Raw genomic sequence first — 25,772 nt, 5'->3', positions numbered from 1 at the left:
GACCTCACCATGTGCATGGGCACGGCCATCGCTCCCGTGAGGTTGTCAGGGCAGGGCAACTACCCGGCCACCGCCCATTCTCTGTCCCAGATCATCGCCCCCCGCATCCAGAAGGCCACCGCAGCCTCCTGAGAACCGGCTCACGGGGCACGAGAAGATCAGTGGCCGCCAACCTCCCCCGCCCTTGTGGCAGGACCACCACTACGCCCGGGCTACGCCGCCGATCCGTCCCGATCAGCGAGACGGGGCCCCGGCCCGGCCGGAGCCCCGGCGAAGGTCAGCTGGTGGGGAAGGTGTCGGGGGTGCTGATCCGGCTCTTGAGCAGCGCCCCGGACTCGGTCAGCACACCACTGCTGCTGTAGTCGCCGCCGTTGCAGGTGCCGGGCTTGAACGCCGCGCTGCCTTCATTGGCGTCGGAGTACGTCCAGTTCGCGTAGCCGATCTTCAGCTGATCGAGCAGGTCCAGCCAGGCCGTGGTGCTCGCCCGGTCCATCGCTCCACCGCCGGTGTAGCTCACCGTGCCGAACTCAGTGACGAACAGCGGCAACTGGGAAGCCGCCCGGCTCACCGTGGCGCGGTAGTTGTCCTTGTGGCTCGCCGCGTAGAAGTGGAACGCGTACATGATGTTGGTGGCGTTGACGGGATTGTTGACAACCTCGCTCTCGTTGGAGCCGTCCGAGACTCCCAGCGAGGACCAGCCGCGGGTGCCGACGATGACGACAGCGTCCGGGTCGGCGGCCCGGATCACCGGGATGACCTGCTCGGCGTAGCTCTTGATGGCTGCCCAGCTCACGCCGTTGGGCTCATTGGCGATCTCGTAGATCACGTTCTTCTTGGCGGCGTTGCGGGCGGCGACGGACGCGAAGAACGTCTTCGCGCGGTCGAGGTTGTAGTTCGGGTCGCCCGGCGTCAGGGTATGGAAGTCGATCATGGCGTACATGCCCCGCGCCTCGGCCATGTCGACGAGGTTGTTCACGCGGCTGGTGAAGCCGGCCGGGTCTGTCTCATAACCGCTCTCCTGCACATACATGGCGATGCGCAGCAGGTCCGACTTCCAGTTCGTCGCCAGCGCGTCCAGTGACGCGGCGTTGTAGCACTTGCTGAACCACTGGATGCCGTGCGTGCTCATGCCCCGCAGTTGGATGGGGCGGTTGTACTGATTGCACAGGTTCACGCCGCAGACATGGAGCTGTCCGTTGATCTCGACGGGGGTGCCATTGCCCGGCACGGGCGGGGGCTCCTCTTCGACGGAGCCCGTACAGGTGACGCCGTTGAGCGTGAACGCCGTGGGCTTGGGGTTGGCAGCCGTGAAGGAGCCTGTGAATCCCAGGTCGGCGGCCGCGCCGGTGGCCAACGTGCGGTTCCAGTCGACGCCGGCGGCGGTGACCGTGGAGCCGGACTGCGACCAGGTGGCGTTCCAGCCCTGGGCGACCTTCTGTCCGGCGTCCGGCATGGTGAACTTGAGCGTCCATCCGGTGACGGGGGCACCCAGGTTGGTGATCTTCACTCCGGCCTGGAAGCCGCCCTGCCACTGGTTGGTGATCGTGTAGTCGACCTTGCAGCCGGTGGCGGCCACGGCCTGGGGGCTGACCAGCGCGGTGAGGCCCAGGACCATCGCGCAGGTCGCCAGTAAGGCCAAAAAGCGTTTCATGGCGTTCCTTCTCGTATGAAGCGGACACAGCATGATGGGAGCGCTCCCAACGCCCATCGGCCCGAGACCGTACACCGGTGCGTCGATGTGCGTATAGGCATTCGACCGTCGAAAGATGCGGCGGTGCGGGTGACCGCTGCTCAGACGGACGCCGCCGGAGCCGGAGAGCCCGTGCGGAACTTGAACGGGATGTCCCAGCAGCCGGCGGTGATCCCGCCACCTCCCGTGAGCGCCCCCCGCAGGCGGCAGAACCGGCGAGATCACCGCCCACACAGCATCAGAGATCTCCCTCTCACGAACGCGCCAAGACGTCCCCTGGGGCCCGGACCTGCTTCCCTGCCCACCGACCTGGTGCGACGATCGCACCGTCGGGGGGTCCGCTGTGGCTGCGCCGCGTAGTGACTGTGCGCCGCGGCCATGTCTCCTGCTCTGCCACGGCCAAGGCCGGCGTAACGGTCGCCATTCCCGGGGCAGGCTCGTAAGGCCAGAAACCGCCCGCAGTCGATTTCAGCCACGCCTCTACCCTGTGGCCGATTTCGGGTGCATGCTGTGCCCACGGCACTCGAATCCCCCGTCGGGTAGCCGTTTCGGCCCCGCCCTGGGTCCCCGCTTGGGCGAGGCCGCGCCGCCTCCCGGCTCCCCGCGGGAGGCCAGGCGCATGTTCCAAACGACCGGAGGCCTGATGCCGAACGAGGACCGCGCCAGGGCCCTGCCCCTCTCAGATCGCCCCACCGCCCACGCGATGACCGCCGCTACTGAGCTGTCCCTGATGGACGAGGAACTGCTGGAGAGGTACCCAGCCGTCAGAGGGGTTGCGGAACGCTGGACCGTACTCGAGAGGGAGTTGAGAGAACCCGGTTAATCGCTGAGCGTGCTTCGTGACCAGCGCCGTCTTGGGACGATGATCTGTAAGGTCTCACCGCTCGGGCCTGCCAGATGGCGGGGTCGGTCCTCAAGACCTGCGGTCTTGAGGACCGCCGTTGTCGTCGGGGCAGCGAGCTGTGCGTGCTCCTGATGCGGCCCACGGCTGCCGGCCGGCCGTGGTCAGCGCGTCGGACGCGCGGCGGACCAGCGATCCGAACCGGGCCCGCGCTTCGGTGATCGGCAGGGTGTTGCTCATGCACATCGTCTTGCGTCCTTACCGGACCGTACGCCCGTGCGGACAGAGCGCAGGGTCTCGACAGCCTTGGCCGGCAGGCCTCCCGCAGGGATCCTGCTCAGGAGAGGGCGGTCGGTTTGCGGGGCGGCGGGACGGCCCGGAGCAGCTCCCACAGGGGACGCGAGCCGGACGCCCACACTCCGAGGGTGTGGCGGTCGACCACGTGCAGCCGCTGCTGCATGGCGAAGACCACCGCCGGTGCTGTGACCCTGCCGTTGGTAACGATCACCGCGACATCGGCACCGTGGCCTGCCGGGCGGTGCCGTTGAGTACCTGGAGATGCGGCGTACCCACCGCGGAGCCGGCGAGCCCGTTGCGGCGGTGCTTGCACTGAATCACCCAGCGACGCCCGTAGGGGTCGGTGGCTTTCACATCCGCGCCCAGGTCTCCCCCGCCGCCCACCCGGGCCGCGTCCGTGCAGCCGTCACGGCGCATCAGGTCCCGTACCGCGTCCTCGAACCAGGTGTGGTGCAGGGCGTCCAGCTGGGACAGCCCGTGGCGCAGGCCCTGCGCGCGGACCGCTTCCCACCGCGCTCTCTGCTGCTTCCGGTGGAGCCGGGCGCCGCCGGCCAATCCCGCGAGCGTGCCGACGACGACCAGCACCCACCAGTGGGCCAGCCAGTTGACAACCGCCACCACCAGGCCGACGGCCAAGCCCACGGCCACGAGGAGGCCGATCAGCCGGTCATCTGCACGCTGCCGCCGCTTGCCCGGCCCTCGGGTGCGCCGCCGCGCCGGCGGGCGCCTGGTCGCCGCCGCCCGTCCCTTGCGAGGGCGGGAGCTCATCGGCTGGCCTGGGTGACGCCGCTCGCGAGCTGACCCAGAATGTTCGCGATTCCCTCGCCCACCCCAGTGGGAGCTATCAGGACACCCAACGCCAGGACGATGACGGCGGTCACAGGTGAGACACGATGACGCCGGATGACACCACTTGGCGCCATCCGGCGCCACCAGGGCGCCATTCCACGCCCTCAGAAGCGCGGGAGCCTGCATGGCGCCACAATGATGCAGGTCACCCTCTTGACGTTTCAGCAGGTAGAGCGGTCGCTCTCGGCCGCACCCACAGACAAGGCGCCGCCTGGGCTTGCATATGACGCCACAGTGCTGCCATGGTGGCGTCATGGATCTCACCCCGTATGTCGACACCCTCCGCCGCGAACTCGCGGTGGCCGCCGAAGCCGGCGGCGACGAAGCCCGCGAGCTGGCGATGCGGCTCACCGCTCCCCTGGAGTCGGCGGCCCGGCTGGCCATGCTCAACGTGCTCTCCGCCGCGACGGCCGAGATCACACGCGACCTCGCCCCCGGTTCGGTCGACGTACGGCTGCGTGGACTCGACCCCGACTTCGTGGTGACACCGCCGCCTACCGGCGGCGGCACCCCCGCGGAGCCGGCAGCGCCCGTCGAACCGCTCACGAGCCCGGCCCCGGGCGACGGCGACGAGGGCGGCACCGCCCGCGTCAACCTGCGCCTGCCGGCGCACCTCAAGGCCCGCGCCGAACAGGCCGCGGCCCGCGAGGGCCTGTCGGTCAACGCGTGGCTGGTGCGCGCCGTGTCGGCCGCGGTCGACGGCGGCATGCGGCCGCGTACGACGGAGAAGACCCAGACCATCGGGCAGAGCTTCACGGGCTGGGTGCGCTAGACGCGCCCCCACCCGCCACTCCTTCACCCACACCACGTCCCACCAGCGGGGACGGCCTGAAAACCCAACAGGACGGGACAGCCATGCCTTCTTTCGACACTCCCGAACCGATCTCGGTCACCGCGCACGTGGAGGCCGGTTCCCTCCAGTTCACCGCGGGTGACCGCCTCGACACCGTCGTCCAGGCGCGGCCCCGTGACCCGAAGCGGGACCAGGACATGCGGGCGGCCGAGCAGACCGTGGTCACGTACGCGAGCGGCGTACTGACCATCAGGACGCCCAAGGGCAATTTGCTCGGCCTGGGCCGCACCGGCACCGTCGACGTGACGGTCGAACTGCCCACAGGCTCGCACACCGACATCACCGGCGCCTGGGCCCAGGTGCTCGGCGAAGGCCAGCTCGGCGAGGTCCGCGTGAAGACCTCCGCCGGCGACGTCCGCCTCGATGCGACCGGCTCGCTGAAGCTGACCGCGTCGCACGGCTCGATCACCGTGGACCGCATCGAGGGCCCGGCCGAGATCACCACCAGCTCCGGCAGCCTGCGCATCGGCCTCGTCCAGGGCCCCGCCGTCCTGAAGAACTCGCACGGCACCACGACCGTCGGCGCCGCCACCGGCGAGCTGCGGGTCAGCGGCGCCAACGGCGACATCGAGATCCGGCGCGCCGAGGACTCGGTCACCGCCACCACCGCCCACGGCACCCTGCGGGTGGGCGAAGTGGCCCACGGCACCGTCCAGTTGGAGACCTCCTACGGCGCCATCGAGGTGGGCGTCCGCGAGGGCACAGCCGCCTGGCTCGACGTCAGCTCCGGCGCCGGCCAGGTGCGCAACACCCTCACCGCATCCGACGCCCCGGACAAGACCGAGGACACCGTCAAGGTCCGCGCCCGCACCCGGTACGGGAACATCGACATCCACCGCGCCAGGCCCTGAGCCCCCCCTCGCACTCGCCCCAGTCACTTCCCCCTTCGAACGGGAGGGCTCCATGCCTTCGTCTGTCATGTCCACGCCCAGGCGTGGAGGCGTTCCGCAGCCGCCCGCCGCCGTCTCCACCATCGGTCTGCGCAAGTCCTACGGCAACAAGACCGTGCTCGACGGCATCGATCTGCGTATCCCCGCCGGATCCGTCTTCGCCCTGCTCGGGCCCAACGGCGCCGGCAAGACCACCGCCGTGAAGATCCTGTCCACGCTCATCGCCGCCGACGGCGGGCAGGCCCAGGTCGCAGGCCACGACATCGCCACCTCCCCGGACGGCGTGCGTGCCGCGATCGGCGTCACCGGGCAGTTCTCCGCCGTCGACGGGCTCATCACCGGCGAGGAGAACATGCTCCTCATGGCGGACCTGCACCACCTGTCCAAGCGCGAGGGGCGGCGGGTCGCCGCCCAGCTACTGGAGCGCTTCGACCTGGTCGAGGCCGCGCGAAAGCCCGCCTCCACCTACTCCGGCGGCATGAAACGCCGCCTCGACATCGCCATGACGCTGGTCGGCGACCCGCGGATCATCTTCCTCGACGAGCCGACCACCGGCCTCGACCCGCGCAGCCGCCACACCATGTGGCAGATCATCCGCCAGCTCGTCACGGGCGGCGTCACCGTCTTCCTCACCACCCAGTACCTCCAGGAAGCCGACCAGCTCGCCGACCGCATCGCCGTGCTCAACGACGGCAAGATCGCAGCCCAGGGCACCGCCGAGGAGCTGAAACGGCTGATCCCCGGCGGGCACGTCCGCCTCCGTTTCTGCGACCCGGCCTCGTACCACTGCGCCGCCCTCGCGGTTGGCGAGGTCACCCGCGACGACGAGGCGCTGACGCTGCAGATCCCCAGCGACGGCAGCCAGCACGAGCTGCGCTTCCTCCTCAACCGGCTGCACTCGGCCGGCATCGAGGCGGACGAGCTGACGGTGCACACCCCCGACCTCGACGACGTGTTCTTCGCCCTGACCGGCGGCACCGACCAGCCCAAGGAGACTGTCCGATGAGCTCCCTCTCCCTCGCCGTGCGCGACTCCTCCACGATGCTGCGCCGCAACCTCCTGCACGCGCGCCGCTACCCCTCCCTCACCCTGAACCTGCTTCTCACCCCGGTCGTCCTGCTGTTGCTCTTCGTCTACATCTTCGGTGACGTGATGAGCGCGGGCATGGGCGGCGAGGCCGACCGCACCCAGTACATCGCCTACATCGTGCCGGGCATCCTGATGATGACCATCGCAGGAACCGTGGTCGGGACCGCGGTGTCCCTCTCCAACGACATGACCGAAGGCATCATCGCCCGCTTCCGCACCATGCCTATCCACCGCGGATCCGTGCTCATCGGGCACGTCATCGGCAGCGTGCTGCAATCAGTCGCCAGCGTGGCTCTCGTAGGTGCCGTCGCCGTGGCCATCGGATTCCGGGCCACCGATGCCACCGCCCTGGAATGGCTGGCCGCGTTCGGACTGACGACACTGATCGCCCTGGCACTCACCTGGATCGCAGTCGCCATGGGCATGATCAGCCCCAACGCCGAAGCAGCCAGCAACAACGCCATGCCACTGATCATCCTGCCACTCATCTCCAGCGCCTTCGTCCCCGTCCACGCCATGCCGGGCTGGTTCCAGCCCATCGCCCAATACCAGCCCTTCACCCCCGCCATCGAAACCCTGCGGGGACTGCTCCTCGGCACCGACATCGGCAACAACGGATGGCTCGCGGTCGCGTGGTGCCTGGCGATGACCGCCCTCGGCTACACCTGGTCCAAGACGGTATTCAACCGCGACCCGAACTGACCAGCACCACCACACACGCCCCACCCAGCCCGGGCCTGGTCCTGGGCTTGGCCCGGGGCCGGGGCCGAGGCCGGGGCCGAGGCCGAGGCCGAGGCCGAGGCCGAGACTCAGCGCCAGGGCCGAGGGTCAGGGCCGCCGACATCACCCGACCGAACCCACACACCACCCGCATCCCGGCACCAGCAGTTACCGACCCCGGGCCCCAGACAGAGGTGGACCAGTCCCACCACAAGCCCCAGCAGAAGGGCATCGGCCGCGGGCGCGCCTCCGCGCTGCTCGATGTGGTCCAGGCGCGCGACGCCTACACCCAGGAGACCGGGGAGTACGTGCCGCTGTGCTGCGACGGTGGCCTGCTCAACGACTCGCACATGGCGCTGGCGATGGCGATGGGGCGGACATCATCATGCTCGGCCAAGGAGTACTGGGGTGAGGGCTCACGGCGCGCCCAGAACGCGGCCCGCGACGGGTCAGCGCGGCCGGATGGTCTTCGAAGAGGGCGTCGACGGCTACGTGCCCTACGCCGGCAGCCTGTATGACAACGTGGAACGGACCCGGGCGAAGCTCACCTCAACGATGATCAGCTGCGGGTCGACGAACCCGCGGGACTTCCACCGCGACGCGGTGCTCGTTCCGGTGTCCGCAGAGTCGTTCAAGCAGACCAGCGCCGAAGTGCAACTGCGCCGGCCCACCATCGACTCCGGAGACTGATCCGACCGCCCGGGCTGCGACCCGGCCGAAGCGGCCCCGTGCCCCGACCCTGGTGAGGGTCGGCCGGCGCAGGGCCGCTTGCCGTCAGAGGGCGGAGCGCAGGGCGGTCCAGGCATAGGTGCGGGCGGCCGGCACGAGGTGGAGGGGAGGCGTGGAGAGCGGGGTGGAGGGCGGCGGTGCCGGCCGGGGTCATCCTGCTCGGGTCGGCCGGTTTCTCCCAGGGGCGTCGCAGGTCGGGAGCGAGCGAGCGGGCAAGGCGGAGCTGGGCGTGTGCGGCGATGACCGAACAGGTCCAGCGGTCGGCGGGGGCCTCCGGTTCTCAGATCCCCGGACTGGTCCAGCCCGTGATCCACTTGATCATTCTGAAGGTGTGCTCGATGTCGAACCGGCGCGTGGTCGTCCGGCTCGCCACCCGGATGAAACAAGCCGTTGGCCTACATCCGGTCCGAGTCCCGGTTTCGCGGAGGACCAGGTGGTCCAGGATCAGATCAGCGTGCATACAACTCGGTTCAGTTGGAGGCTGGTTGGCTGCGTTACCGTTCGGTGGCCGAGCCCACGAGCGCGACGACGACACTGACGAGAAGGAGCATCGCTGTGTCCATGAGCCCTGATCTCGGGTCGGTGGCGGTGCTGGGCGGCGGCGTCGCGGGGCTGACCGCGGCACACGAACTCGCCGAACGCGGATACCGCGTCACGGTGTATGAGCGCAATGACACACCGGGTGGCAAGGCCCGCAGCATGGGCGTGCCGGGCACCGGCGCCGGTGGGCGTCTCCCGCTGCCCGGAGAGCACGGCTTCCGTTTCTTCCCGGGGTTCTATCGCAACATTCCGGACACACTGCGCCGAATCCCGTACCCGAACAGCTCAGGCAGCGTCCACGGAAATCTGGTGAACACCACCGAATGCCTCGTAGCCCGTGACGGCAGCCGTCCGAACTTACGGTTCCCGGTCCGTACGCTGCTGTCGTTACCCGTTCCGGAGTCGCTGCTGCCACACGCCCTGGTGGAAAGTGTGGCCGGGCTTCTGGACACCGCGCTGAACCTGCCACCCTCCGAGGTCGTCCACTTCCTCGGCCGCGTGCTCGTCCACATCACCAGCTGCGAGCTCCGGCGGCTCGAGCAGTGGGAGGTGGTGCCGTGGTGGGAATTCATCAACGCCGATGCCATGTCGCGGGAGTATCAGCAACTGCTCGGCGTCGGCATCACCCGGGACCTTGTCGCCATCCAGGCCGAGGTGGCGAGCACGCGCACCGTCGGCCGCCTCACCCAGGCGTTCATCTACAACCTGCTGGGCCGCGGCAACGACGGTGAGATCGACCGGGTGCTCAATGCGCCGACCAGCGAGGCGTGGATCACGCCCTGGGAGGACCATCTTCGCGGCCTCGGCGCCGAGTTCGAGTTCGGCACCGCGGTCGAGGAACTCATCTACGACGGTGGCCGGATCACAGGCGTCAGGGTGAGGTCCACGGGAAGCGCAGCAACCCGTACCGTGGTCGCCGACCACTACATCAGCGCCATGCCCGTCCAGGACGCCCGCGCCACGTGGGGCGCAGACCTCCGCGCCGCCGACCCCCGACTCGACCGCTGCGACCGGCTCCGGACGGCCTGGATGGTCGGCGTGCAGTTCTACCTGCGTACCCGAATGTCCCTCGTGCACGGGCACGTGATCCACGTGGACTCGCCGTGGGCGCTCACCTCGGTCAGCCAGGCGCAGTTCTGGAAGGGTCGTGACTTCCGCTCGGCCTACGGGGACGGAGAGGTGGCCGACTGCCTCTCCGTGGACATCTCGGCATGGGACAAGCCGGGGATTCTGTACGGAAGGCCCGCGGTCAAGTGCACCTCGGACGAGGTTCGCCGGGAGGTCTTGGCGCAGCTCAAGGCAGGGCTGAATGGCGGCACCGGGCGGCCCGTGCTCGCCGACGGAGACCTGCACTCGTGGTTCATGGACCCGGCGGTGACCGGCCTCGGCGGACCCTCACCGGCCAACCGTGAGCAACTGCTCATCCACCCCGTGGGCACGTGGTACGACCGGCCGTCGAGCCGCACTGCGGTGCCGAACCTGTTCCTTGCCGGCGACTACGTTGCCACAGACATCGATCTCGCGACGATGGAGGGCGCCAACGAGTCCGCGCGGCGAGCGGTCAACGCCCTGCTGGACGCGGACGGCTCGACGGCACCCCGCTGCCGGATCCGGCGGCTCTACCGTCCGCCCGAGCTGACGTTCCTCCACAAGCTCGACGAGATCAGGTACCGGTCAGGACTGCCCAACCTCTTCGACTGCGGCCAATACCGTTCCGTTCCGCTCATCTGATCGCTGGTCCGGTCGGCTGCGGACCCGAGCGATCGAGGGCACTGGGAGCGTGCGTACCCCGCGCCGACGGCCCCGGCTCGAGAGGGGCGAGTGCCTGCCCTGCAGGTTCACCTCGCAGCCGAACGCGAACACCGCATCAACCGGTTCAAGCAGCCGGTGAGGCTTCTTGACCCTGAGGTGCGTGCTTCGCCGGTCCTTGTCACGGAGCTGCTGGACCCGGAGTTCACCGAGTTCGGGGCATCTGGCCGCCGGTGGGACGCGACGTCGATCCTCACCGTGACGAGTGCCGGCTCAGTCGATCCGGAGTCGCCGGTCAAGGTCAGCGAGATGTCAGGGGTCGTGCTTGCTCCGGGTGTCGTTCACCTGACGTACTTCGCTGACAACAACGGACGCCGAGCATGGCGAAGCTCCCTGTGGCGTCTGACGGAAGCGGGTTGGCGCATCTACTTCCACCAGGCCACTTCGACCAACTGAACGAAGGGGGCCCGCCGCCCCATAAGGGCAACGGGTCTCTCCCGCCGGCTCAAGACAACGCCAGGTGGCCTTGACGGGCTCCTCGGCCGCTCGTGTGGCTGGTGCCGTGCTGGTCGTGGGCCGACGCTGCGATACTCGACGCCGCGCGGATGGGACAACACAGCCACACCTTTCCTCTGAACGCGCACGCGGAGTCCCTCATTCCGGGGTCGGCCTCTCGATGAGCTGCTCGGTCCAGATTGTCTTGCCGGAGACGGTGTAACGGCTGCCCCAGCGGTGCGTGAGCTGGGCGACGAGGAACAGCCCGCGCCTCCCGCGGCGGTCAGGCGGGCCCTGCGCAGATGCGGCTGTGTCTGGCTGGGGTCGGACACCTCACAGATCAACCGCTGGTCCTTGATGAGGCGCAGCAGTACCGGACCGCCGGCGTAGCGCATGGCGTTGGTGACGAGTTCGCTGACGATCAGTTCGGTGGTGAACACGAGTTCGTCAAGCCCCCACCGGGTCGGTTGGCCGACCGCCTCGGCCCGGGCGTCCGCGACCCGCTCGACATCGGCCGGGTACTCCCAGGCGGCCACCGCCCCTTCGGGCGAGGCCCGAACGCGTGCCACCAGCAGAGCCGCGTCGTCGTCCGGCGGCTCGGTGAGGAAGCGGGCGAGGGCTGCTTGTCCCAGGTCCTGCACCGGAACCGGATGCTGCCCGCCCGGCGCAGGCGGGATCGTGAGCTGCTGGGCGGCGACGTCCGGCGCGCCGCCCTGGGCGAGTGATCCGGCCAGGAACGCGAGTACGTCCCCGGGCCCGATGTCCAGTTCGATGGGCTCGAACGGCGAGCCCCTGAGCCCCAGAGCCGCTGCCGCTGCCGCTGCCGCGGGGAGCTTCACCGTGTCGGCGGCGCTGCCGTCCGCGGGTGGCCGGCAGCGGGGGCGGATGCCCGGCGCTCGCCATCGAGGAGCGGCCGCTCACCGGGTCGTACACCGCGTAAAGGGCAGGTGGCGCCGCGCACCGTGCCGGCGCGGTGGCGGTGCCGGCCGCCGCGCTGCGCGCCGTGCGGCGCCCTTGACCTTGGCCGGTCCTGCGGCGTCGACCCCGACCACCGGTTGGACGCGGTGGGACCGAAGCGCCCCGGGCGGGCCGGACCGGGGCGCTTCGGTGCTTCTCCGTTCTTCCGCTGCTCAGCGCACGACCCGCTCCGGCAGCAGTCGCTGGTCGCGCAGTGCGCGGACGACGAGGCCCGCGTACTCGGTCGCGCCGCGCACCGAGGTGTGGGTGTTGTCGCGCTTCTCCGCGGTCAGATAGAGGGCCTTGGACGCCTCGGGGCCGAGTTCCTCCACCCGTGCCTTGGTGAGCGCGGTGAGATCGACCAGCGGCGTGCCCAGCTCCGTCGCCAGGGCCCGGATCTCCGCCGGGTGGTCCACGCCGAGACCGTTGACCAGCAGAGCGGTGCCGTTGTTCAGGGTGCCGTCGGCGCTGAACCAGCGGCGGACGATGGGCGTGACGAGGACGGGGCGGCCTCCGCGTTCGCGTACTCCTTCGACGAGCGTGGTGAGATTGGCGCGGTAGGTGGCCCTGTCCGTCTGCTTGTCGTTGTGGGCGAGTTGGACCAGCACCAGGTCGCCACGGCGGACGAGCGGCTGGACGGTCGGGAAGAGCGCGGGGTTCTGGAGGTAGCTGACGGTGCTTTCGCCGGAGTCGCCGTAGTTGGCGACGGCCAAGCCGCGTTTCAGGTACTGGGGCAGCTGCTGGCCCCAGCCGGAGTACGGCTCCCCCGGCTGGTCGCACACCGTCGAGTCTCCGACGAGCAGGATCTTGCGAGCGCGCGGCGCCGGCGTGACCTTGACCTCGGTCACGGCGGGCGCGGCCCCGGCGAAGGTGAGATCGAGGCCGGGGGCGCCCGCGGGTCCGGTGGGCTCTCCTTCCGGGTTGCGGACGCTGACCGTGAAGCCGCGGCGGACGCGCTGTCCCGGTGCGGTGACGGTCTCGGCCAGCATGGTGCGCCGGGCCTCGGCCAGGACCGCGGTGCTCCCGGCCGCCTCCCCGCCGAGGGTGACGGAGACGTCGTAGGTGCCGGGCTCGACGTCGAAGTGGCATACGACGGGTGCCGGCGCCGTGCCCGTGCAGTGGCCGAGGCCGTTTCCGTCTCCGCCGCCGTGTGCGGGCAGGGCGCCGGCCGGCACGGTGGTCAGGCAGCCCACGGTGAACGTCAGGGCGACCAGCATCGCGGTGCGTTTCATACGTGCTCCTTCGGTACGAGCGATTCGCAGATGTTCGGGGACGTGGCGCGCGTCATCGACCGCTGTAGCCGATGCTCGGCGCGGGGCGGGGTCCTCGTTCCGGCGCCGCGGGCGACGAGGGAGACGGTGTGGTCACCGTGGGCAGCTCTGGAAGGCCCGGAGCCGGGCGGTGTCGGCCGCGGACGCCGAGGGTGCCGGCGTACCGGCGAGGACCGTCAGCAGGGGCTGCCCCGGCCAGGATCGCTGCGCACCACCGTCGGGTCCCTCTTCCCCCTGGGCCACGTCTTGGGGACATACCTGCCTCCGGTCTTCCCATGAGGGCATGAATCGTTTCATCATGCGACGGCACTCGACCGCTGCAGCAGCAGGAGTCGGGGTACCTCGGCAGCGGGAAACGCACATGCCGGGGCATGGGCAGGTTGCCAACAGTTCATCAACCGGTCAACCCTTGTGCAGCAAGGGGATTGTGCGACATCCGCACCGTGGGACCCGGCCTCGGCCACGTTGACGCCCGGGGAGTCACCTGGCCACAATGCCCGGACGTTCTCCCGGATTGAATCCATTAAATTTGCCGGGAGCCCTCGACCTCGGGATGTGTCATGCGATCTCGCAGCGCCCGCACACCGCTCGTCCCACTCCTCGCGTTCCTCGCCCTGGTGGCGTACACCCACGTCCAGGGCGCGCCGGCCAGCTCCGCGCACGAAGGGCACCGCCTGAAGGATCCGGCGCGCCCCGCCTACGCCGGCTACCTCTTCACCTACTTCACCGGCGAAGCGACGGCCGACGGCGAGCAGATCCGGATGGCGCTCAGCGAGGGCAACGACCCCCTGCGGTGGCGGGAACTGAACGGCAGCAAGCCCGTGCTGACGTCGCAACTCGGCGAGCGGGGCGTACGTGATCCGTTCCTCGTACGGTCCCCCAGCGGCAAGCAATTCTACCTGATCGCCACCGACCTGCGTATGCACGCGGGCAGCAGCGGCAGCTGGGACGAGGTGCAGCGCACCGGCAGCAGGTCGATCGTGGTCTGGGAGTCGAGGGACCTCGTGCGCTGGACCGGCCCGCGCCTGGTCGAGGTATCCCCCGAGGCGGCGGGCAACACGTGGGCGCCCGAGGCGTACTACGACCCCACGATCGGCCGCTACGTGGTGTTCTGGGCCTCGAAGCTGTACCCCGCGGACGACCCGGACCACACCGGCTCCACCTACAACAAGATGCTGTACGCGACGACCAGGGACTTCCGCACGTTCAGTGAACCCAAGGTGTGGAACGACCCTGGCTACTCGGTCATCGACTCAACGGTGATCAGCCACGAAGGTGTGTACCACCGCTTCACCAAGGACGAGCGTGACCCGTCCTCCGCCTCACCTTGTTCGAAGTTCATCACCCAGGAGAGGTCGGCGAACCTGCGGTCCGCCTCGTACGGCTTCGTGGCCGACTGCATCGGCAAGGGCGCCATGGAACGCGGCGAGGGACCGACGGTCTTCAAGTCGAACACCGAGGACAAGTGGTACCTGTTCATCGACGAGTTCGGCGGCCGCGGGTACGTGCCGTTCGAGACCACCGATCTCAACTCCGGCCGATGGACCGCGTCCAGGGACTACGACCTGCCTTCCGGTCCACGGCACGGCAGCGTGACGCCGGTGACCCGGGCGGAGTACGACCGACTCCTGCGCCACTTCGGCGGCTGAGGGGCGGGCTGCTCCCGCCCACCCCATGCTCCCTCGCCCGCAGCGGCTGCGGCACCGGCGGCGGGTTGCGCGGGCTGAGGGCTCCCAGGCCCGTCAGTCCACCACCATGAACCGCTTGTCCCTCACCGCTGCCACGTCACGCAGCACGGGGTCCGGTCGCAACTGCTTGATCTTGGTCTCGGCCTTGCACTGGACGGTGGCAAGGCCGACGCCCGCGGCCTTGAGCCGGTCCGGTGGCAGTGCATCGGCCTCGCTGAACGTCGGGCCGCACCCGCCGACGAGTGCATCGGGGCCGAGGAGCCGGTCGCCCAGTCCCATGGCCAGAACCAGCTCCGTGGCGTGCTGGTCGAGGGTGGCCACGCGCGAGGGGGCTGCTCCGTTAGATCTCTCGCCGCAGCGCTCCATCCGGACGCCTGACACCCGGACAGCCTTGTCACTGGCGCTGCCGCTGCCCGTTCCGCATCCAGTCAACGTGACTGCTGTGGCAGTGATTGCCAGCAACCTCTTTCCCAGCCAACCTGCCGCTCAAGCCACCTTATTGCGACAATCTTGCAATAGCTTAATCCTTGCAGATCTTCACGCTCGTAGGTCAGAGTGAGGCCCCAAGGGCCCCGCACGGGGGACCTCCCAATGGATTGAGGAGGTGCAACATGCAGTACTCCAACGAGGAGCTGGCTGAGGTCTTCGAGGTCGAGGAGATCGACGAGGAGACCGTGGTGAGCGTGGCCCACCACACCTGATCGGCACTGCCGACATGAACAGGGCGCGGGGTGGCGGTCTCGTCCGACCGAGTCCGTTCCGGTCCGCGGGCTCCGCCCCGCGCCCATCACGTTTTTGAAACGGGAGAGTTGAACGTGCTCGCGATCAGCGACCAGGGAACGCAGGCACCGGCCAAGGGTTACCTGCGCGGTACGCACCGTGTGGTGCCGCCCGAGGAAACCTGGCAGCGGATCCGCCCGCAGCTCGCCCGGTACGGGGTGACCCGGGTCGCCGACGTGACCGGTCTCGACGACATCGGCATCCCGGTCTTCCAGGCCGTACGCCCGGCCTCGCGCACCGTGTCGCTCTCCCAGGGCAAGGGCCTCACACCCGCCGCCGCCCGGGTCTCCGCCACCATGGAGGCCATCGAGCTCTGGCACGCCGAGAACCCGCCGTCGGCGTCACGCACGTCCACCGCACGGGCACTGGACCTGCCGTATGAGCTCACCGCCCTCGATCTCGCCGAGGGCTCCCTGCTCCACGCCGACCTGCCGCTGCCCTGGCTGGCCGGCGAAGGGCTGCTCAGTGGGCAACCGACTCCGGTGCCGGAGCCCGCCGTACGCCTCGACCACACCTACCGCGCGGAGTGGGCACCGCCCCTCTTCCGCACCACCAGCAACGGCCTCGCCTCGGGCAACACCCTTGCCGAGGCGACCGCCCACGCCCTCGCCGAGCTGTGCGAGCGGGACGCGCTGGCCCGGCTGCGTGCCCGGCCCCGGTCCGACTGGTACCGCCTCGACCTCGGCTCCGTCCGCGACACGGACTGTCGCTTCCTCCTCGAGCGGTACGCCAAGGCCCAGGTGTCCGTCGACGTGGTGGTGGCCGAACGCGAACCCGCCTGCTTCGAGGTACGCATCCGCTCCGAGGCCCACCCCGTGACCTACACCGGCGCCGGCTGCCACCTCGACCCGGCCATCGCCCTGACCCGCGCCCTGACCGAGGCCGCCCAGAGCCGCCTCACCGCCATCGCCGGAGCCCGCGACGACCTCCCGCCGGTCCTCTACCGTACGGCCGGCGACCGTCCCCTGGTCAGGGAGGACCTCGGAACCCGGACGACACCATGGTGGGACGCGCCGGCAGGGGGCGACTTCGACGCCGACATCCGCGCCCTCGCCGGCTCCATCGCCGCACGCACCGGAACCGAACCGATCCGCGTGGTCCTGCCGAGCCCGACCGGCATTCCCGTGGTCAAAGTGATCGCACCCGGCCTGGACTTCGACGACCGTACGAACGTCAGCTCCGGCGCCGACCGGTCCCGTTCATCGGACGGAGACACACGATGAGCACCACCCACGTGTACGCCGGACCCTCACTGGACGCCGAGGCCGTCCGCGTACTGCTGCCGGACGCCGTGGTGCACCCGCCCGTCCGGCACGGAGACCTGACAGCAGGCCCGGCCGGTGCCGGGGACCGCGTAGTTGTACTGGACGGGCAGTTCTTCCAGTCCGCGTCGGTGCGCCACAAGGAGATCTGCGAGGTCATCGCCCGCGGCGCCGCCGTGTACGGGGCGGCCAGCATGGGCGCGCTGCGGGCCGCCGAGCTCGGGCCGTACGGCATGACCGGCAGCGGCGTCGTCCATCGGCTCTACGCCACGGGGCTGATCGAACGCGACGACGAGGTGGCCCTCGTCCACACCGATGCCGACGACGGCTCCCGGCCGCTGACCGTCGCGCTGGTCTCGGTCCGCGTCGCGCTGCGCCGGATGGTCCGCTCGCGTGTGATCGGCGCCGATGACGAGGCCCGGTTGCTGACCGCCGCCGACCACCTTCCCTTCACCGCACGCACGTGGCGGGGAATCCTCCACCAGGCCGACGGCGTGGCCCGGGCGACCGCCGAGGCGGTCCGCGAGATCGTCGACGGCCCGCAGGACACCTGGGACATCAAGACCCAGGACGCCCGGGCTCTGCTGTCCCGCCTCGCGCGGACCCCGGTACCACCCGCCACCACGGCCGCCCGCGTGCCGACGACCGTACACATGGAGAACTGGCGGCGCGCCGCCGACTCCGACCGCCTCACCCTCCTCACCGCAGCGCAGATCTACGCGGACGACTACCCCCGTCTGCACCACCGGACGGTCCTCCAGCTCCTCACCGGCAAGCGCGACGAGGACATACACCTGCTGGAGCGCTACGCGGCCGACCTCGCCCGGCAGCGCGGTCTGCTGTCTGCCACCGGCCTTCGGCACTGGATCGGCACGGAGGAAACGGCCGGCACCGACGAGCGCACGATCGCGCGAGCCCTGGTGCGTTCCTACCGCTGGTCATGCGGCCTGGCACCGCTGCCGGCCCTCGCCGACGCCGTCCGCGCCACACCGGGCGCAGCCCGCCTGTGCGAGCTCATCGCCGAGGTCGACCAGCTGAACGCCCAACTGACCGACCGTGGTTACTCCCTGCGGCGGGTCTCGCGCGCCGCCCTGCACCGCCACTGCTGCCGCCGCTGGAACAACGCCGCGCTCCTTCCCACGCTCTACGACCGGGGCTTCACCGGCGTGTCGGACCTCGAAGACCGTGCCGTGCGCTTCGCCCCGCACCTGGGCCTGGCCGAGCCGCCTCGGCTGCGGCTGCTGGACCGCTGAACCCCGCCCGAAACAGGAGTACGTGACATGGTGCTGGACCGCCTCGTCAGCGACACCGACGAACTGCGCCGAGCCTGGGAGAGCACACCGCTCCACTCCCGTGGCCTGGGCGACTTCGACGACGTCTTCGGCCTGGCCCTCGCCGAGGACCTGATCGTGGGCCGCGGCCTGCGCATCCCCTACCTCCGGCTGCTGCGCGACGGCGGCTACGTCCCCGCGTCCCGTTTCACCCACCGCACCGGGACCGGCGCGGGCCAGGCCGACGGAGTCGCCGACCCGCACGCCGTCCTCCGCGAAATGGAACGCGGGGCGACCGTGGTAGTGCGCGGCATGGTGCGCTACTGCCCCGAAGTCGCCTCCTTCTGTGAGCGGTTGTCCGCCGAACTGGGCCTTCCCACCTCGGCAGGCGCCTACCTCACCCCGCCCCACTCGCGCGGCGCGGGCCCGCACTACGACCCCATGTCCGTCCTCGTCCGCCAAGTCCACGGGGTCAAGCACTGGCGCCTCCAGGCGCCCCCGGTGCAGTGGCCGCGCGCCCTTCCCGAGCCGGGGAAGCACTACGACACCCCCGTGATCGCCGAACTCGACCTGCACCCGGGCGAGTCCCTCTACATCCCACGTGGCGTCGTCCACGACGCCTGGACCACCGACAGCGCTTCCGTCCACATCACCTTCAGCGGCGACACTCCACCCATGTGGGCCGACGTCCTGCACGACCTCGTCGACCAGGCTGCCGCCGCCACGCCCGCCCTGCGCGAGACCTTCCCCTGGCGCTTCGCCGACGCCCCGGACACCGTCTCCGCCCACGCCAAAGAGCGTTTCGCGGCGTTGCGGGCCTTCCTCGACACCGTCGACACCGACGCACTGGCCACCCGCATCATCGACCGCCATGCCGCGCTCCCCTGCCCGGCACCCCGTGGCCGGCTCGCAACGGCCCTGGCCGGCACCCCGCTCAGCCAGGAGCCGCCCCGGTGACGTCCACCGCCACCCGCGACACCCGCTTCCCGCGCCTCCTCGCCGCCGCCACCCTGTCCAACCTGGGCGACGGGGTCCGTGTCGTCGCCCTGCCCCTGCTGGCCGCGGCCACCACGCGCGACCCGTTCGCCGTCAGCGCCCTGACGGCCTGCGCCTTCCTGCCCTGGTTCCTCTTCGGCCTGCCGATCGGCGCCCTCGTCGACCGCAGCCGACCGGAGACCTTCATGGCCTGGGCGAACACGGCCCGCACCGTGATACTCGCCGGGCTCTCCCTCGCCCTGCTGGCCGACGTGCGCTCCATGCCCCTGTTGTACGTGCTGGCGTTCCTCCTGGGCATCGGCGAGGCCGCGTACGACAACGCCGCCCAGTCCCTCGTACCCCGCGTCGTGGCGGACGAGAAGCTGGAGAAGGCCAACAGCGCCCTGATCACCGCCGAACGCGTCGGCCAGGACCTGGCGGGCCCAGCCCTCGGCGGTCTGCTCTTCGCCGCCTCGCCCGTCCTGCCCTTCGGCCTGAACGCCGCCGCCATGGCCCTCGGCGTACTCCTGCTCATCCGCATCCGCACCTTCCAGCCACCGTCCCCACCCCGTGGGCCTGTCGTCCGCACGGTGGTCACCGACGCGGCGGCCGGCATGCGCTGGCTGTGGCGAGCCCCCCTCATCCGCACGATCGTCCTGACCGGCTCCGCGCTCACGTTCTTCACCATGGCTTGGGAAGCCACCCTGGTGCTGCTGGCCCGCGGCCCCATGGGTGTGTCGGAGACCGGCTACGGCATCATGCTCGCCATCGGCGCGATCGGCGGCGTCACCGGTTCCCTGCTCACGCCGACCCTCGTACGCCGTTTCGAGCGCCGCCCCCTCCAGATCGCCGCGATCGCCGTCACCGCGGCGCTCGACCTCGCCCTCGCGGTCCACCCCCACCCCGCCCTGGCCGCCCTCGCCTGGGGTGGCACCGGAGCAGCCTTCGCCGTCTGGAACGTCCTCTCCGTCACACTGCGCCAACGCCTCGTCCCCGCCGAGCTGCTGGGCCGCGTCAACAGTGCCAACCGAACCTTCTCCATGGCCGCCGTCCCCCTCGGCGCCCTCACGGGCGGCTTCGTCGCCGACACCCTCGGCCTGCGCGCGCCCCTCTGGATGGCCGCCGCCGCCCTGACCGTCCTGGCCTTCGCGTACGCCGTCGCCACCCGAAACAGCGACGCCAGCAAGCCCAACCCCGGCCCCGACGACAAGGTCGTGGAGCCGCAGTGATCCGAGCTCGGCGTCCAGCCACTCATCAGGGGGCGTTCACCCACGCCGGGGAACTGCCCTGCATGCCCGATGGGGCAAGGCGAGCGCGAAGGAAGATCACCACTCTGCATGGGTGTTCTCGTACGACGAGTTGACTTCACCGAAGCGTGAGCTGTGGGACGCGTTCCCCGAGGGACGCCACGTGGACCTGCGCACGGGCGTGCCCGGGAACGGCCGTGCCGCTGCGGGTGGGCAGTGGGCCCCGAGCGGACGATTCGGGCCGCCGTCCCACCTTGGAGATCCTTACGTCAGGAGCTCTAAGGTGGTTCTTTGACCTCGGGCCTTCAACGAAGATGTGGTTGGTCGTACACCAGGATCGACACGTTGGGCGCAAAGGCGTCTACTGCGGTCTGTAGACGCTCGGGGTCGAGACGCCAGAGGCTGATGGGCCGGCTCGCGCGGAGGAGCTCGTATTCGATGTGGGGCGCAGTGCGCTCTGCCTGTGTGGGAGTCATGTTGCGGTTGGGGCCTGGCAGCTCTGGGGCTCCCTCCTGGCGGTGGACGCCAATGTAGTTGATCGATTGCCCGGCCGTGTGCTGCTGCCACAGGGCCATGGAGGTGATGTCCTCCCACGGCACGAACGCCGTCTGTGCCGTATAGCGGGCCGGCGCACCTCCGAGGAGCACGCCCGTGCCGTCAACACGGAATGCGAGCAGGCGCTTCCAGCCCGATCCGGACAGAAACTGGAAGGGTGTGCGAGCGAAGTGCGCCTCGTAGACGGCGGGATGCGGATCAGCCATGGCCAGAGACTATCGAGACGGTCTTGCCCAGCTCCGACGCCCCCTGGTTACGGGAAAGCGAAGCGAACTGAGCTCGAACCTGATCACTCCGCTGGATATTCGCCGGACGTGGACATGGCCTGGAGAAGATCCTGTGCCCGGCCAAGGACGCGCTGCCCAGTGCAACGACCGTAGGGGAGGGAGCTTGCTGCATAACCGATGCCGGGTGAGCCGTTCACCGTGGTGTCTCGTTTCCGGGACAACCTCTTCGATTGTCTGACCTCGCACGGGGACGAACTGCTCGATGTGGCAGACGCGTTGCTGTGCGCGGATGGGCCGGTGACGGTGCCGACGGATCTGACGCTGGTGGCCGAGCACCGGCGCGTACACGGCGCGATGTACGACGCGTTGAACTGCGCGAACGTCGATGCGCCCCGGCTGCGGCAGGTACTGGCCGGTCAGCCTCAGCCGCAAGCCGTCGACGGTCGCCTGGTCCTGGCCTTCGATGTCAGTCACTGGATCCGCCACGGACGCGCCCCGACACCCGTATGGCCGTGCGGAAACTGCAGGACTGCTCGAACATCACCATCGACGGAGTTGTCGGACCGAACACCTGGAGCAAGCTCAACTCCTGGGCTGTCTCCAACTCTTGGCCGACGTGTCGGGCCATTGCTGACGCCTCAACCAGCCGGCAGGAACGCGCGAGGCTGACTGCACCTCAAAGGAAGGGGAAATCCCCGGACTTTTTTCCATGCGGCGGCCGGGGGTTTCCTGCCGAAGCCGGGTATGCCGTGCGCGCACGCGTCACCGTGCGCCGGGCAGGCACCGGGCGCTGCCGCCGACCAGGTACGGTTCGAGCCCCCATCGCCCATCCTGCTCTGGTCAAGAGCCTGCCGGGGATTCTGCGCTCCTGCGCCACCTCGGCTGCGCGAGCGCGGCATCGGCCACCGCATCGCCCGCAAAGGCATCGAGTCCTCGCAGCGCCTGGGCCGACACCGCTGGGTCGTCGGGAGAACCGTGTCCTGGCTGGCCGGATGCCGCCGCCTACACCGCCACTACGAGCGCCGGGCCGAGCACTTCCTCGGCTTCGTCGGCCTTGCGGCACTCCTGATCGGCTACCGCGGCCTGGCAACCCCGGTCAGGGCCTGAGCCGGTCCAGTTGCATGTCGAAACAGACCAGGCCCATCGAGTCCGCCAGATCTACCGCGTAGGCCGATGCCTCCTCCCGCATGCTCCAACGCATTGCGAAGTAGATGAGCGGGCCACTGGCCTCATCGATCAACGGGCCGGTCGAGGGTGAAGCGTCCTCCTCGTCCTCGGTGATGTCGCACCACCGCTCAAGAAGCGCGGCGACGTAAATGGCGATGCGCTCGGTCGGAGGGTCATCGTGCTCCCCATCGATGTAGCGGTTGGAGAAGTCGGTGAAGACCTCACCAGCGGTCAGGTCATCCGCCGGTCGCTCGCCTTCCCAAACGGCCAGGTCATACGTCATGCCCAGAGACTCGCGCATCCCTCTGACAAGCACCCGAGCCGGTCAAGACCGGCCTCCGCCACCAAGAGAAACCCTCGTCTTGGGCGTGCTGTCCGGCAGGTCAACCGAAGCCGGCCTGCTCCGACGGCACTCCGCCATGCGGTGGATCTCCATGGCGGCGCCTCCGCCGCATGGGGGAAGCGGATCACGCGCCAGTCTGATCCCTGCGCGCTGTGGATCCGGAACAGTGAGCCCATGTCGATCAGCGAGATGAGTACCACGACGGTGGTCGAGGGGGCCGAGCGGCGTGTGCCGCTCTGGGCAGAGCGCACTGCCCGCGAGATGGGGAGCCATCCGGGTGACATCCGACGCTGCCGGGCTGGGTGCCGGATTGTCTGTGCAAGCGGTCCACGCGCGGACCCGATGGCCGGCGTCCCCAGCTCTCGCGGTCCGCACGTCCGATCAGAACGCCGCCGACCCTTCCGCTGTTTCCCGGCAGTCAACTGTGTTGAGGACGATGAGGGACCATCTGTGACGGCTTTGCTCATGTCGTTCCCGGCGTTCGCGTCTCTGCTGGTCCTGTTCGCCCTGGTGGAGAGCGTGTGGCGATGGTTCACGGGGCTGGGCTTGATTCCGTGGCTACGCAGGCGCACCGGGCGGTCGTTGTCGAACATCGCCTTTGATGAATTCACGGCGGTCGTGAACGGAAACAAGACGGTGGAGCTGGAGCAGCGGCGGGTGGAGCTGCTGCGGCGGGACGACGAGAGCGACGGTGCGCCGCCCCGCACCAGCATTGATCTCGCCAAGGGCACGGCGTTCATCGTGTCACCACAGGAAGCGGATGGCCCGTGCGCTGACAGGCGCGATGGCCATGCGGGCCGGCTGTGAGACGCCAACCGGAGGGAACGGGCGCCGAACCGTCCACGCTGTGGGGGCGTATCGCGTGCCTGTGGGCGGCCGCGTTCGCCGGGTTGCACTTCTACACCGGGCCGTAGGCGGTGATGTGGGGCTGAGCATCTCCGCCGGTCCGCTGGCCACCGAGCGCCCGCTGTGGTTCGTCGTAGCCGGTTTGTGGGGCGTGGGTGCGCTCTGCCTCCTCGGCGCCTTGCCGGCATGGCTGCTTGCCCGGTACAGGCTCCGGGGCGTTCCCGCTGTGCTGGGATGGGGCGGCGTCAGTGGCCTCCTACTGGTCAGAGCGCGGGGCAGCGGGCGGGCGTCGGCAGCACGACGCGGCGCGCCGGTGGGGGCGGCCCCGAACCGGCTGGGTGGCTGGAGAGTCAGGCGGCGTGACGGGCTCCCATCCGGACCCGTTCCTCTGGCTCGGCAAGGAAGACGTCGGCGCCGCCGTCGTAAGGGTGATGTATGCGCTGCAACGTGATGTCGGTGCTCAGGACATCCGCCACTTTGGCGTCAGCTACGTCACTCAGCAGATCATCGACGCAGCCGCGCTGTCAGGGCCGCCTGGCGGCGGAGAGACGGTAGTAGGTACGGAACTCCGGGTTGGAGTCGTCCGCCATCAGCAGACTGTGCCTGTCGTCGGCGACCGGTTGGTGTGGCGGGACGTCCGGTTCGTTCATCCATACAGGAGTGATCACGTACACGTCCGTACCAGCCAGGAGTTCGGCCTCCGCCTATCGCTTCGACTCCAGAAGGCTGTGAAGCGCCTTCGAACGGCCCGGTGTCACAGAGCTCGGTCCTGCAGACGCGCTCCTCTCGGCCGCGTTTGGCGCCATGGTGCCCGATGCTCTGCCGGCCAGAGGAATCGACGGGCGGCGGGGCGGGCGGGCCGGTCAGGTCGGGAGGCGGTTGAGGAAGCCCGCGATGAGCGGGGCGATGTCGGGTAGGTGGTCCTCCAGCGCGAAGTGGCCCGTGGGGAACAGGTGGAGTTCCGCTTCGGGTACGTCCCGCAGGTAGGCGCGGGCGCCGGGTTCGGGGAAGAAGGGGTCGCCGGTGCCCCAGGTGATGAGGGTGGGCGGGCGGTGCTCGCGCAGCCAGGCCTGCCAGTCGGGGTAGGTGGCGATGTTGCTCTTGTAGTCGTAGGCGAGGGCGAGTTGGGCCTGCTTGCGACCGGGCTGGTCCAGGAAGTACTGGTCGAGCAGCCAGCCCTCCGGTGCGACCAGCGTGGGGTCGGCGGCGCCGCCCTCGTACTGGGCGCGAGTGGCGGCGAGGGTGAACAGGCCCAGGATGGTCTGCTCGGCGCCGGGGGTGTCGGGGGTGAGCGCGGTGAAGTCACGGGCGGCGTCGGACAGCCCCTCGACGTAGGCGTTGCCGTTCTGTACGACGAGTCCGGTGACCCGCTCGGGGTGGCGCAGTGCCAGGCGGAAGCCGACCGGGGCGCCGAAGTCGAAGAGGTACATGGCGTATCGGGTCAGTCGGAGTTGCTCGGTGAAGCCCTCGACGATGTCGGCCAGGCGCTCGAAGGAGCAGGTGAAGCCGTCGGGGGTGCGGGTGTGCCCGAAGCCTGGGTAGTCGGGGGCGATCACCCGGTAGTGCCGGCCGAGGGTGTCGATCAGCCGCCGGAACTGGTGCGAGGCGGAGGGGAAACCGTGCAGGAGCAGGAGGACCGGGGCGTCGGCGCGCTCGGGCAGTGACTCCCGGTAGAACACCTCCACGTCGGCGACCTCGACGAAGCGGTGGGTGGAGCGGGCGGGCACCGGTATGCGGGGAAGGTCTGCGGGAACGATCATTTCACATGCCTCCATGATGTGTTTACCCATTAGGTATAGGCGTGTGCAGACTAATGCGTCAACCGACTCATGTACCGTTAGCCGTATGCGCGACAGCGAACCGCTCACCGGTGAGCCCCTGGCCCTGGACCTCGTCAACACGCGCCCCGCGAGCGCCGAAGGCCGTACCGACCTGCTCGACACGCCGGAGCGCCTGGTGGCATGGCTGGCGCTGGAGGAGGAGCGGATCGGCTCGGAGAGGGGCGGCGACGTACCGACGGAGGCCGACCTCGCGGCCATCCACGCCGTGCGGGACCACACCGAGAGGGCGGTGCACGCCTTGCTCCACGGGCAGGAGCCCCCTGCCGCCGCGTTGCGCGCCCTCACCGATGCCCAGCGCGCCGCGCCCGCCGTCCGCGAACTGACATGGGACGGTGGCAGGGTCACGCCCACGTTCCGTCGCACCGGCCCGCTCGGCCTCCGCCTCGCCGCCCTGCTGGCCGAGGCCGCCGCCGACCTGCTCACCGACCCCGCCATCGGCAGGCTCAGAGAGTGCGAAGCCGACGACTGCGTGATGCTCTTCCTGCCCGCCAACCCCCGCCGCCGCTGGTGCTCCGCCGCCCGCTGCGGCAACCGCGCCCGCGTCGCGCGCTACTACCAGCGCCACAAGCAGCCGGCCGGCCGGGAGCAGTAGAACCGGGG

General features: G+C 69.8%; 21 protein-coding genes and 5 pseudogenes. 17 read left to right on the top strand and 9 right to left on the bottom strand.

The features are described 5' to 3' along the window. Positions 1-277: 277 nt before the first annotated feature. Positions 278-1,651, bottom strand: a complete 1,374-nt coding sequence (locus BKD26_RS26290; RefSeq protein ID WP_084902830.1) for a cellulase family glycosylhydrolase — start codon at positions 1,649-1,651, stop codon at positions 278-280. A gap of 1,217 nt (positions 1,652-2,868) precedes the next feature. Next, positions 2,869-3,596: pseudogene (locus BKD26_RS26280) on the bottom strand (restriction endonuclease). A gap of 334 nt (positions 3,597-3,930) precedes the next feature. Between BKD26_RS26280 and BKD26_RS26275 the strand changes: the two are divergent. The 5 genes from BKD26_RS26275 to BKD26_RS41585 all read left to right on the top strand — a co-directional run bounded on the left by BKD26_RS26275 (position 3,931) and on the right by BKD26_RS41585 (position 7,919). Further along, positions 3,931-4,449, top strand: coding sequence for a toxin-antitoxin system HicB family antitoxin (locus BKD26_RS26275; protein ID WP_084902824.1), 519 nt, complete (start codon positions 3,931-3,933; stop codon positions 4,447-4,449). An 83-nt stretch (positions 4,450-4,532) separates the two neighbouring features. After that, a complete protein-coding gene (locus BKD26_RS26270) occupies positions 4,533-5,381 on the top strand; it encodes a DUF4097 family beta strand repeat-containing protein (protein ID WP_084902821.1) in 849 nt (282 codons plus the stop codon). 52 nt (positions 5,382-5,433) lie between these two features. Continuing rightward, positions 5,434-6,426 carry an ATP-binding cassette domain-containing protein gene (locus BKD26_RS26265; protein WP_107418005.1) on the top strand — a complete coding sequence of 331 codons (993 nt, stop codon included), beginning with the start codon at positions 5,434-5,436 and terminating at the stop codon, positions 6,424-6,426. Beyond that, positions 6,423-7,211 carry an ABC transporter permease gene (locus BKD26_RS26260; protein ID WP_084902815.1) on the top strand — a complete coding sequence of 263 codons (789 nt, stop codon included), beginning with the start codon at positions 6,423-6,425 and terminating at the stop codon, positions 7,209-7,211. The genes BKD26_RS26265 and BKD26_RS26260 overlap by 4 nt, the downstream gene beginning before the upstream one ends. Before the next feature lie 426 nt (positions 7,212-7,637). After that, positions 7,638-7,919 carry an IMP dehydrogenase gene (locus BKD26_RS41585; protein ID WP_241518845.1) on the top strand — a complete coding sequence of 94 codons (282 nt, stop codon included), beginning with the start codon at positions 7,638-7,640 and terminating at the stop codon, positions 7,917-7,919. A gap of 181 nt (positions 7,920-8,100) precedes the next feature. Here BKD26_RS41585 and BKD26_RS41580 read toward each other — a convergent pair. Next, positions 8,101-8,310, bottom strand: a pseudogene (locus BKD26_RS41580) (transposase); the annotation flags it as partial. 209 nt (positions 8,311-8,519) lie between these two features. Here BKD26_RS41580 and BKD26_RS26240 point away from each other — a divergent pair. The 3 genes from BKD26_RS26240 (at position 8,520) to BKD26_RS40910 (ending at position 11,467) form a co-directional block, all read left to right on the top strand. Continuing rightward, on the top strand, positions 8,520-10,229 hold the full coding sequence (locus BKD26_RS26240) for an FAD-dependent oxidoreductase (RefSeq protein ID WP_084902805.1): 1,710 nt from the start codon (positions 8,520-8,522) through the stop codon (positions 10,227-10,229). Between the two features lie 99 nt (positions 10,230-10,328). Beyond that, positions 10,329-10,703 (top strand): DUF4440 domain-containing protein, encoded by a 375-nt coding sequence (locus tag BKD26_RS26235; RefSeq protein ID WP_241518852.1) that lies wholly within the window; start codon positions 10,329-10,331, stop codon positions 10,701-10,703. A gap of 506 nt (positions 10,704-11,209) precedes the next feature. After that, on the top strand, positions 11,210-11,467 hold the full coding sequence (locus tag BKD26_RS40910; protein ID WP_084902803.1) for a hypothetical protein: 258 nt from the start codon (positions 11,210-11,212) through the stop codon (positions 11,465-11,467). Between the two features lie 405 nt (positions 11,468-11,872). On the opposite strand, the gene BKD26_RS26225 is transcribed toward BKD26_RS40910, so the two are convergent. Next, positions 11,873-12,931, bottom strand: coding sequence for a rhamnogalacturonan acetylesterase (locus BKD26_RS26225; protein ID WP_241518844.1), 1,059 nt, complete (start codon positions 12,929-12,931; stop codon positions 11,873-11,875). 599 nt (positions 12,932-13,530) lie between these two features. Between BKD26_RS26225 and BKD26_RS26220 the strand changes: the two are divergent. After that, a pseudogene (locus tag BKD26_RS26220) lies at positions 13,531-14,601 on the top strand (glycoside hydrolase family 43 protein); the annotation flags it as partial. 111 nt (positions 14,602-14,712) lie between these two features. Here BKD26_RS26220 and BKD26_RS26215 read toward each other — a convergent pair. Continuing rightward, the gene (locus BKD26_RS26215; RefSeq protein WP_084902800.1) at positions 14,713-14,979 is read right to left on the bottom strand and encodes a hypothetical protein; all 267 of its coding nucleotides are present in this window, start codon (positions 14,977-14,979) and stop codon (positions 14,713-14,715) included. 494 nt (positions 14,980-15,473) lie between these two features. Here BKD26_RS26215 and BKD26_RS26210 point away from each other — a divergent pair, with 494 nt between their 5' ends. From BKD26_RS26210 to BKD26_RS26195, 4 genes are read left to right on the top strand one after another with little or no spacing between them, the layout of a single operon-like run. After that, positions 15,474-16,661 (top strand): YcaO-like family protein, encoded by a 1,188-nt coding sequence (locus BKD26_RS26210; protein WP_179166707.1) that lies wholly within the window; start codon positions 15,474-15,476, stop codon positions 16,659-16,661. Continuing rightward, positions 16,658-17,953, top strand: a complete 1,296-nt coding sequence (locus BKD26_RS26205; RefSeq protein ID WP_084902795.1) for a TfuA-like protein — start codon at positions 16,658-16,660, stop codon at positions 17,951-17,953. The genes BKD26_RS26210 and BKD26_RS26205 overlap by 4 nt, the downstream gene beginning before the upstream one ends. A 27-nt stretch (positions 17,954-17,980) precedes the next feature. Next, complete coding sequence (locus tag BKD26_RS26200; RefSeq protein WP_084902793.1) at positions 17,981-18,928, top strand: cupin domain-containing protein; 948 nt, start codon at positions 17,981-17,983, stop codon at positions 18,926-18,928. Continuing rightward, positions 18,925-20,175, top strand: a complete 1,251-nt coding sequence (locus tag BKD26_RS26195) for an MFS transporter (protein WP_179166706.1) — start codon at positions 18,925-18,927, stop codon at positions 20,173-20,175. Before BKD26_RS26200 ends, BKD26_RS26195 begins: the two co-directional genes overlap by 4 nt. A gap of 323 nt (positions 20,176-20,498) precedes the next feature. Here BKD26_RS26195 and BKD26_RS26190 read toward each other — a convergent pair whose 3' ends face one another. Further along, the gene (locus tag BKD26_RS26190; RefSeq protein WP_084902789.1) at positions 20,499-20,954 is read right to left on the bottom strand and encodes a hypothetical protein; all 456 of its coding nucleotides are present in this window, start codon (positions 20,952-20,954) and stop codon (positions 20,499-20,501) included. Positions 20,955-21,152: 198 nt separating this feature from the next. Between BKD26_RS26190 and BKD26_RS26185 the strand changes: the two are divergent. Further along, positions 21,153-21,476: pseudogene (locus BKD26_RS26185) on the top strand (transposase); the annotation flags it as partial. 405 nt (positions 21,477-21,881) lie between these two features. Further along, positions 21,882-22,082 (top strand): annotated as a pseudogene (locus BKD26_RS39335) (IS5/IS1182 family transposase); the annotation flags it as partial. Here the strand turns inward: BKD26_RS39335 and BKD26_RS26175 are convergent. Continuing rightward, positions 22,072-22,425 carry a hypothetical protein gene (locus tag BKD26_RS26175; protein WP_084902958.1) on the bottom strand — a complete coding sequence of 118 codons (354 nt, stop codon included), beginning with the start codon at positions 22,423-22,425 and terminating at the stop codon, positions 22,072-22,074. The pseudogene BKD26_RS39335 and the gene BKD26_RS26175 sit on opposite strands and share 11 nt — an antisense overlap. Positions 22,426-22,935: 510 nt before the next feature. On the opposite strand from BKD26_RS26175, the gene BKD26_RS26170 reads away from it, so the two are divergent. Then, positions 22,936-23,292, top strand: coding sequence for a DUF6191 domain-containing protein (locus BKD26_RS26170; RefSeq protein ID WP_084902783.1), 357 nt, complete (start codon positions 22,936-22,938; stop codon positions 23,290-23,292). A 563-nt stretch (positions 23,293-23,855) separates the two neighbouring features. Here the strand turns inward: BKD26_RS26170 and BKD26_RS40520 are convergent. Then, complete coding sequence (locus BKD26_RS40520) at positions 23,856-23,999, bottom strand: hypothetical protein (RefSeq protein WP_179166705.1); 144 nt, start codon at positions 23,997-23,999, stop codon at positions 23,856-23,858. 195 nt (positions 24,000-24,194) lie between these two features. Beyond that, positions 24,195-25,091, bottom strand: coding sequence for an alpha/beta hydrolase (locus BKD26_RS26165; protein ID WP_084902778.1), 897 nt, complete (start codon positions 25,089-25,091; stop codon positions 24,195-24,197). 85 nt (positions 25,092-25,176) lie between these two features. Between BKD26_RS26165 and BKD26_RS26160 the strand changes: the two genes are divergently transcribed. Continuing rightward, complete coding sequence (locus tag BKD26_RS26160) at positions 25,177-25,764, top strand: ABATE domain-containing protein (RefSeq protein WP_084902775.1); 588 nt, start codon at positions 25,177-25,179, stop codon at positions 25,762-25,764. The last annotated feature ends 8 nt before the right edge of the window (positions 25,765-25,772 follow it).

This window comes from Streptomyces sp. CB03238 (genome assembly GCF_002099185.1).
Lineage (GTDB): Bacteria > Actinomycetota > Actinomycetes > Streptomycetales > Streptomycetaceae > Streptomyces.
The sequence above is the reverse complement of the archived record's forward strand: the minus strand, read 5'-3'. Positions and strand labels throughout refer to the sequence as shown.